Origin of the sequence: Sphingomonas sp. 179-I 2A4 NHS, assembly GCF_045369135.1 — a bacterium.
Lineage (GTDB): Bacteria > Pseudomonadota > Alphaproteobacteria > Sphingomonadales > Sphingomonadaceae > Sphingomonas.
In genome coordinates this window covers 1-1,671 of record NZ_JBIQFL010000036.1, presented here as the reverse complement: position 1 = coordinate 1,671, position 1,671 = coordinate 1, and the positions used below count along the sequence as shown (strand labels likewise).

1 protein-coding gene is annotated in these 1,671 nt (G+C 62.4%); it reads right to left on the bottom strand.

Features of this window, described 5'->3' with window-relative positions:
- Window positions 1-221: 221 nt before the first annotated feature.
- The gene (locus tag ACH0CP_RS18910; RefSeq protein WP_006473457.1) at window positions 222-1,577 is read right to left on the bottom strand and encodes an IS1380-like element IS1247 family transposase; all 1,356 of its coding nucleotides are present in this window, start codon (window positions 1,575-1,577) and stop codon (window positions 222-224) included.
- Window positions 1,578-1,671: the final 94 nt, after the last annotated feature.

The following is a 1,671-nucleotide window of genomic DNA, read 5'->3' as shown; positions in this document are numbered from 1 at the left end:
CCTGCATTCCCCAAGTGGCGTGGCGTTTGAGGTGAAGATCGCCTGTATCCGAGCGCTAGACAAGGATTTTCTGCCGCAAGCGGCACCTGCGGTCGCGCAGACTGCTGGATCTGGACGGATCAGACCGCGAAGCCGCTGTTTCCTTGCCCAGGGGCGGCGTTTTTCAGCGCAGCGGACAGATCTGTCCAGCCGCTTTCGTTCAGTTTGAGCGTGGATCGCGATCATGCGCATAGCGGTGGCGCTCGCAATCGGCGGATAGCGGCGAGGATGGCGCGTACCATCGTGCCGGTGACAGCGACCTCGGCCAGCTGGAAGGTGATGGTGCGGGCGTGACGGACCACACGTGCCCCGATCTTGATCAGCTTCAGTTGCAGGCTGGTCAACGACCAGTCGGCCATGGCCTCGGGCAGCTCGATGCAGCGCAAGAAGGTGGCCAGGTTGTACGCCAGGGCGTGCAGTTGCAGCCGCACCTCATTGTCGCGGAACTTCCGGCACGACAGCCGCGTCCAGCGAAAGGCGTATTTGCCCTCTTTGATGTGCTGCTCGGCGGTGCCGCGCTGGTTGTAGAACCGCACCACCCAGTCCGGCTCCATCGGCAGGTTGGTGACGATGAAGCCGACACGCGGGAACAGTTCGCCCGGATGCCATTCGATCTTGGCGATCACCCGGCGTTCCTTGTCCCAGGACGCCGCCTGATACTCGAATTCCTCGAAGAACCGCTTGACCTTGGTCAGTGACGGCCGCCCGACAGGGCGCGTTAGCCGATGCGCGATCTTGTCCTTGAGGACCGCGTTTGCGGGCAGCCGGATGGCGTAGAAGAACCGCGCTTCTTCCAATCGCTCATAGATCGCCGGGATCGCGTAGGCAGCATCGGCCCGGAAGAACCTGCCACCAAGGTCGCGCTCCGCGTAGCGCGCAATGACGGGGTCGAGAACATCACGCCAGCCATCGGCGCTGTGGACGTTGCCATGGCGCAGGGCGCAGCGTTCCAGCATCCCGAACTGGTTGAACAGAAAGTTGGGGTGATAGCAGCTACAGTCGAAATGGCCATTCCAGGCGGACCCTTCCTGGTCGCCATGGGTCGGGCTGACCGAGCTGTCCATGTCCAGAACGATGTACTTCAGCCCGTTACGGTCATGGAACCGGTCGATCCATTGCCCGTTCAGGTCGGCCAGCGCGGCACGGTTCCCGGCCAGAGCCAGCGTCTCGGTCTCGAACCGTCCCATCTGCGATGCCGAGGCCGCTTGTGCATCGACCGCTCTGCCGCCGACAACTTGGCGCATGACCGGATCGCAGGCGAGACGGTTGGCGTCGTTGACATCCTCGTATCCGGCCAGCCGCCCAAAGACTGATTGCCGGAACAGGCCGTCGAGCCGATGGACCGTGTTCTTGCCAGAGCGAGTATCGCGCAGCGCCGCTGACGCCAAATCGGACAACCCGAGCGCGTCATCAAGCTCGCGCATCACCAGAAGGCCGCCGTCGGAACTGAGCTGCGTGCCGCGAAATTCCAGCCGCACGCGAGGGTCGAAATCCACCCGATCTGCCCGTTGCAAGCCCGCACCCTCTGGGTGATCCATGAAACGCGCCCCTCGCAGCCTTCAATACCATGTTTTATATAGGAAATATAATGGTCAGGACAGCGAAATCAGCGCCTTACTTGGGAAATGTGGG